Below are 6,074 nucleotides of genomic sequence, written 5' to 3' on the forward strand. Positions count from 1 at the left end.
TCTAAAATCTAAAATCTAAAATCCAAAATCTAAAATATCACCGTGGAATTCGATTTTTTAACCAAATTACCTAATTCAAATCTGGACGATCGCGCTTTTGATGATTTGGTAGAAGAGTGCATCCAACGCATTCCTCGCTATTGTCCGGAGTGGACTGACCACAATCTCAGTGACCCTGGAATCACGTTTATTGAGGTATTTGCTTGGTTAACCGACCAAATGCTACTCAGGTTTAACCAAGTCCCTCGCAAAAATTATGTGGCATTCCTAGAACTGCTAGGAATCCGTCTCCAACCCCCAGCACCTGCACAAACCGATTTAACTTTTTATCTAACTACTGATTTACCGGAAACCTACAGAATTGAAGCTGGGGTGGAAGTTGCGACTGTACGAACAGAAACAACAGAAGCGATCGCTTTTAGTACCGATTACCCTTTGATTATTGGTAAACCCCAACTGCGTCATTTTTTAACCGCACAAACGGCAGAGGATACACCCGTTGCTTTGCGCGATCGCTTTACCAACCAATGGACTTGTAATCCTATAGGTTTGTGGGAAGGACGAGAACAAGCACTTTTTGAAGATACTCCCCAACCGGGTAACTGTTTTTATTTGGTTTTAGAACCAGAAGAACCTTTAGAGGGTAATGTTTTAGCCATTGCCTTACAAGGTGCTGCGGCAACACCAACGGGAATTAACCCAAATAATCCTCCCCGTAGTTGGGATGCTTGGGATGGGGAGCAATGGGAACCTGTGTTATTACAACCAACCGACGATGCAACACGAGGTTTTAGCTTTTATGAAATTGCTCAACAAGGAGGAAATCCCAACCAAGGAACAGAAGTGATTTTACACCTACCAGAAAGGTTTCCTGTTCAGAGTTTTACTAGCTACCGGGGTCGTTGGTTACGCTGTGTTTTTACCGCTCCAGAGAGAAATCAATCGGGATTTGGTAGTTCTCCGCGCATCACAGGGTTAGGAGTGCGATCGCTTGGTGGTACGGTCAGAGCCAGCCAAAGTTCTCTTGTCGAACAGGAACGCTTGGGAATTAGCGATGGAAAACCCGGTCAAACCTTCCAACTTCAAGGAACTCCCATCCTAACCAGACGGGAAAATGAGTATATTGTCATCACTCCCCCTGGTGGTTTACCCCAAACTTGGCAAGAAGTCTCAGACTTTGCCGATTCCCAACCAGATGATTTGCATTACACCATTGATTCTTTCACCGGAATCGTCCAATTTGCTCCCCTAATTCGCGAACCCGACCAACTGCGAAGCAAAACCCGCATCCGCAGTAAAATTCAACAACCCGCACCAGAAGATACCCAGGTGCAAATTCGCGATACAGAACTACAAGGGCTAGAATACCAATATGGAGCCATTCCTCCACGGGGTTCCGAAATCAAGATGCTAGCTTATCGTACGGGGGGTGGTCGTCAAGGCAACGTTCAAAAAGACACCCTCAAATTTCTCAAAGCTGCTGTACCCTACGTCGAGCGGGTAACTAACCACAAACCTGCAATTAACGGTGCCAATGCCCAATCCCTAGAGCAAGCTGTTTTGAAAGCACCACAGATTTTACGTACCCGTGACAGAGCTATCACCAGCGAAGATTTTGAAGTTTTAGCACAAAAAGCAGGTGACGGAGCAGTTGCTAGAGTCCGTTGCTTACCAGCAAGTTCTATGAGTAGTGCGGGTACAGTGCGTTTAATCGTCGTTCCCCAAGCAAATACAGATGCCATTACCCAAGGTGAAGGGATATCACCCGATTTATTTACCCTCCAACCAGCATTACGCGATCGCGTTATCAGTTACCTAGACGAAAGGCGAATATTAGGAGTGCAACTACAACTTCAAGAAGCAGAATTTGTTGGGGTTTCCGTCCAAGCAGAAGTTGCCCTAGAGCCAGCATATAATAATCCCCTTGCCCGACAAGAAATTTTAATGAATATGCGAGTGGCTTTGTATAAATATCTCAATCCCCTCACAGGTGGAATTGATGGTAACGGCTGGGCTTTTGGCAGACCAGTCTACACATCAGATATTATTGCCCTATTGCAAAAAATGCCAGGTGTGTATTATCTCGGAACAGTATTGTTGTTTGCAATACGTGAACAAGATGGTAGATGGACTCGCCAACCTTCACCAGAACAAGTGATAGACCCCGGTACATTAGGTTTAATTTGTTCCTGGGCAGATAATCGCATCCGTTCCAGTCATGTCATTAATATTATTTGATACAAAAACGATATAGCCTCCTGCGGAGGAGCTAGCACTAACGCGTCTCTACATTCCTAACTCCTAACTTCTTCTCGTCATGGTTCAAATTCGCTCTACCCCTACAATTAGTCTACAACTAACCCCGATGCGAATTCCCGAAGCAGTTCCCTCGGCAGGTTTTTCATTCGCTAACCAAGAAAATATCGATGAAATTAGCAGTACTGGATTACTCCTGCATCCTGGGGAACCTAGCGAGTTAGTTGTACAAATCAAAAACTTGACCCAACGCAACTTACAACTGGAATTGATGGTGGAAGGTGATTTCCCCAGCGAATGGTGTTGGATAGGTGGTACAGAAGGTAGAGAAATTCGACCGGGAGGGCAAATGGATGCGGTACTTTACTTTCAAATTCCCAATACATATTTTGAAAATCAAGAGGCGATCGCACCAGAAAAACAAGAACAACTGCGGCTCAATTTTACCAACTGTCAAGTAGTTGCATGTATAGATAGAGGGAGCGATCGCGAACAAATCCAAGAAGCAGATTTCAATTTATATATACGTCCTTGGTCTGCGTACATGGATTTTTTGCCAGTTTTGTATCGGGAAGTAGACTTTATCGGTCGCTTTATGAAGATATTTGAACAGGCTTACCAACCAGTAATAGACAGCTATGCAGTTATGTGGGCAAATCTCGACCCTTTAACAGCACCACGGGCTTTATTACCATTTTTAGCCCATTGGGTAGGATGGCCCGTAGAATCTATTTGGAATTTACCCCAACAACGTCGCTTAATTCGTCGTGCAGTAGAAATATACCGTTGGCGAGGTACTCGTAAAGGTTTACGTCTTTATTTGCATTTATATACAGGTTTACCTTTAGATGAAAACTTGCCAAATGAAACTGATAAACATATTAGTATTACAGAACCCTTTGGTGAAAATTTTGTGATTGGAGATGCACAAATAGGAGAAGCAGTATTAGGAGGAGGACAAGCTTTTCATTTTGTAGTTCGCTTGCGTCCCGACCGTATAAATAGTATTAGCGAGCAATTAGTTAGACGTATTATTGACCAGGAAAAACCTGCATTTTGTACTTATGAATTATTTATTGATAATCCTTTATAACAAGAAAAATTAAAAAAAAACGGGATATAGGCAAAATAAATATTTTATAAATGATGTCAATATATGCCAACAAAAAAGAGATTCTTCCTGCGTCAGAATGACAATTTCAGACATTTTTTAACTTTTAAAACATAATCCAAAATCTAAAATTACATGTCTCACCCTTTTCCGACACCACCAATTACACCTTTTGAACGACTTCAAGCTGCCGATGGACTATTAATAAATGCAATTCGCTGGCGTAAAGCACATGACTATCATCGCTTGCGTCAAAACACTCATTATCAATCCTTAAATCAACCAGGTATTGTCTGCGGTTTGGGAGTAAGAATTATACCCGCACCCAGAAACATAGAAGGTCAATTTAGAGATAACCGTTGGGTACAAATTCAACCAGGAATCGCCATAGATTTATTAGGTAATTTAATCGTCGTTCCTGAAGTTTTTCCCTTCCGAATTGCCACAGAAGTACGCGGTGCAGATGCCGTACTTGTATACTTAGTTGCTAGTTATGTAGACCCCGACGAATTGCGACGTTCCTCCCAAAGAGATATTGTCCAAGAAACATTTCGTATTGATGAAAAAAGCACCTTACCAACAAGTTCCGAAATCGAACTTTGTCGTGTACTTTTACAACCAGGAGAGGTGACTGTTACTCCACCTCCCGATGTTTTTTTTCCAGGTTATAACAACATAGATTTACGTTACCGAGTTCAAGCCCAATCTCGACCTCAAGCACTTGTTCGCATGGCACAGGTAAATAATGATGATAAAGAATGTGCCCGCAATTTTTTCAATCTTTCTTACTTGTTACAATCTGTAGAATCCTTATATCCATCATTGCGTGGGACTGAAGAAGTGGGTCAAGCTACTTGGAGCGAAAATCTTCAAGAATATGACATACTTTATTTAACGGGTAAACAAGCTCTAACACTGAATAACTCTGAATTTGAAAATCTGAAAAATTATCTAAATTTAGGTGGAGTTTTAGTAGTAGACGCTCCTTTAGATGCAACAGCGCTAATTGAAAGCATCAACGCTTTAGCCCAGCAATTAGAATCACCTTTGCGAGCATTAGAAGAACAACGACGTGACCATCCTTTAAGAACAAAACCATTTTTATTTGCAGCTTTACCAATTGTTAATCAACAACCAATTCAGATATTAACAGGTGGAGGAATTATTTTAGTTATGGGCGATATTGCATCAGTTTGGGGATTAGATAGTAGATTAAGCTTACCTCGATTAACTATTCGCACAGCACAGGAATTAGGAATTAATATTTTGCTATATGCTTGGAAACGCAGACAATTTATTGGTTTGCAACAGGAAGATATTTCGGGACAGTGGTAAGAGGATACGCGATCGCATTTCCCCACCATAACAAGCGATAGGCACTCGCTGGCTATACTTCGCTGCGAACCAAGTTCAACAGCTTACCCTGAACAGATTCCAAAATATAATCTCGGATGTAATTACTGGCATTGAGAATTTCTACGCCAATCAACTCTCCATCTGCATTCAGTTCGGCAGTGACATTTGGACTAATTTCAATACTGGCTGATTCTGGCTCTTCGGAGATTAGCAGATGAAGAATATCCTCTTCTTTGAAGTAGTTCATTTGTGGTAATTGTTGCTTGAAGTCAGACATTTGCAATAAACCGTTCAGTTTTTAGACGGAATCGAATGTAAGCTTATATACTCAATAATTAATAACCGCAGATAGTTAAGTTTTTCTATGTAAAGTTTTATTTGTGGAAATTGACTTTCCTCTGAAAAGTACCAATCGGCAAAATAAGAAATATTAAATATATTAAGTTTTGTTAATTTTTTAATTATATCTTGATAATTTTCTAACTCATCATTATTAATTACTTGAGAAGCGCATCCCTCAATATCAGTTGTGAAAATTTCTATTTCCCCTAATATGCTAAAATTTTTTGACTCTTCCCACTGACCTATTTGCCGTCTTTCTTCGCGTGTATTCTTATATTCACATAACAAATCCTTCAACACTTTACCAATGTAGTTTTTAGCGGTATGGGGATTTTTAGGGATATTTGATGCTGTGAGGTTTTGCATACAATGTGCTAGTTTTCGCCGTATGAGATAATCTTGCCATTTCTTTCAATTATAAATTCATTTCCTTTATTCCATCTATCTGCACCATCGCTAAGTATTGTCTTTCGAGCGCCTTTTTTGTTGAAGTTATTTGCTTTTCTTAAATATTTCAAATAATTGTTTCTAAAATCATGTTTGTCAGCATGGTTGACAATACTATGAGCTAAAGTTGGATAGGTAGCTTTATCCCAATTTTCCATAAGTGTCTTCATTTCAGCTATCTCAGCATCCGTGTATCCACTAAATAAAATTTTTTCATAGGGGTCTATTTTTTGAGGGTGAGTAGGTTCATCTTGGCTATTGGGATTCATCTTAAAGTTATTGTAGTTAGTTTTTCTGAACTAATAACTAATTTTAATCGACATCGAGATTTGAGCGCGATACCTACGGTAAGGTGCGCGATGTCACAGACAAGCCGCTCCGCGTCTACGCACTTCTTCCCTAAACTGTAAGAAGCGAACGGTTTACCTCGCACTTTCGCAACTTCCCAAAAAGCCATAACTTCCTTAAGCTGCGCGATCGCACTTTATAGAACCCATTTGATATCTCAAGAGGAGGCTAATCTGCGTAGTAAGAGTCGGAGAAAGCAAAGATGAATTTTGGT

General features: G+C 40.6%; 6 protein-coding genes. 3 read left to right on the plus strand and 3 right to left on the minus strand.

Translation table 11 applies throughout. The annotated features are described in order from the left end of the window. The first annotated feature begins 42 nt into the window (after window positions 1–42). The 3 genes from CK510_RS03720 (at window position 43) to CK510_RS03730 (ending at window position 4,702) form a co-directional block, all read left to right on the plus strand. The gene (locus tag CK510_RS03720) at window positions 43–2,238 is read left to right on the plus strand and encodes a putative baseplate assembly protein (protein WP_095720411.1); all 2,196 of its coding nucleotides are present in this window, start codon (window positions 43–45) and stop codon (window positions 2,236–2,238) included. Window positions 2,239–2,317: 79 nt separating this feature from the next. Further along, a complete protein-coding gene (locus CK510_RS03725; RefSeq protein WP_095720412.1) occupies window positions 2,318–3,349 on the plus strand; it encodes a phage tail protein in 1,032 nt (343 codons plus the stop codon). A gap of 153 nt (window positions 3,350–3,502) precedes the next feature. Then, entirely contained in the window at window positions 3,503–4,702 is a 1,200-nt protein-coding gene (locus CK510_RS03730; protein ID WP_095720413.1) for a DUF4159 domain-containing protein, read from the plus strand. 52 nt (window positions 4,703–4,754) lie between these two features. Here the strand turns inward: CK510_RS03730 and CK510_RS03735 are convergent, their stop codons facing one another. Genes CK510_RS03735 through CK510_RS03745 form a run of 3 tightly spaced genes read right to left on the minus strand, consistent with a single transcriptional unit; the run spans window position 4,755 to window position 5,781 of the window. Further along, window positions 4,755–5,000 (minus strand): DUF2283 domain-containing protein, encoded by a 246-nt coding sequence (locus CK510_RS03735; RefSeq protein WP_095720414.1) that lies wholly within the window; start codon window positions 4,998–5,000, stop codon window positions 4,755–4,757. A 14-nt stretch (window positions 5,001–5,014) separates the two neighbouring features. Continuing rightward, the gene (locus CK510_RS03740; RefSeq protein ID WP_095720415.1) at window positions 5,015–5,431 is read right to left on the minus strand and encodes a hypothetical protein; all 417 of its coding nucleotides are present in this window, start codon (window positions 5,429–5,431) and stop codon (window positions 5,015–5,017) included. A gap of 8 nt (window positions 5,432–5,439) precedes the next feature. Further along, the gene (locus tag CK510_RS03745) at window positions 5,440–5,781 is read right to left on the minus strand and encodes a hypothetical protein (RefSeq protein WP_095720416.1); all 342 of its coding nucleotides are present in this window, start codon (window positions 5,779–5,781) and stop codon (window positions 5,440–5,442) included. Window positions 5,782–6,074: the final 293 nt, after the last annotated feature.

It is taken from the genome of Brunnivagina elsteri CCALA 953, assembly GCF_002289455.1.
Taxonomy (GTDB): domain Bacteria; phylum Cyanobacteriota; class Cyanobacteriia; order Cyanobacteriales; family Nostocaceae; genus Brunnivagina; species Brunnivagina elsteri.

Bases quoted from the DNA above. Each gene is read 5' to 3' on its own strand.
- CK510_RS03735 (WP_095720414.1), bottom strand. From the start codon at position 5,000: ATGTCTGACTTCAAGCAACAATTACCACAAATGAACTACTTCAAAGAA.
- CK510_RS03740 (WP_095720415.1), bottom strand. From the start codon at position 5,431: ATGCAAAACCTCACAGCATCAAATATCCCTAAAAATCCCCATACCGCT.
- CK510_RS03730 (WP_095720413.1), top strand. From the start codon at position 3,503: ATGTCTCACCCTTTTCCGACACCACCAATTACACCTTTTGAACGACTT.
- CK510_RS03745 (WP_095720416.1), bottom strand. From the start codon at position 5,781: ATGAATCCCAATAGCCAAGATGAACCTACTCACCCTCAAAAAATAGAC.
- CK510_RS03725 (WP_095720412.1), top strand. From the start codon at position 2,318: ATGGTTCAAATTCGCTCTACCCCTACAATTAGTCTACAACTAACCCCG.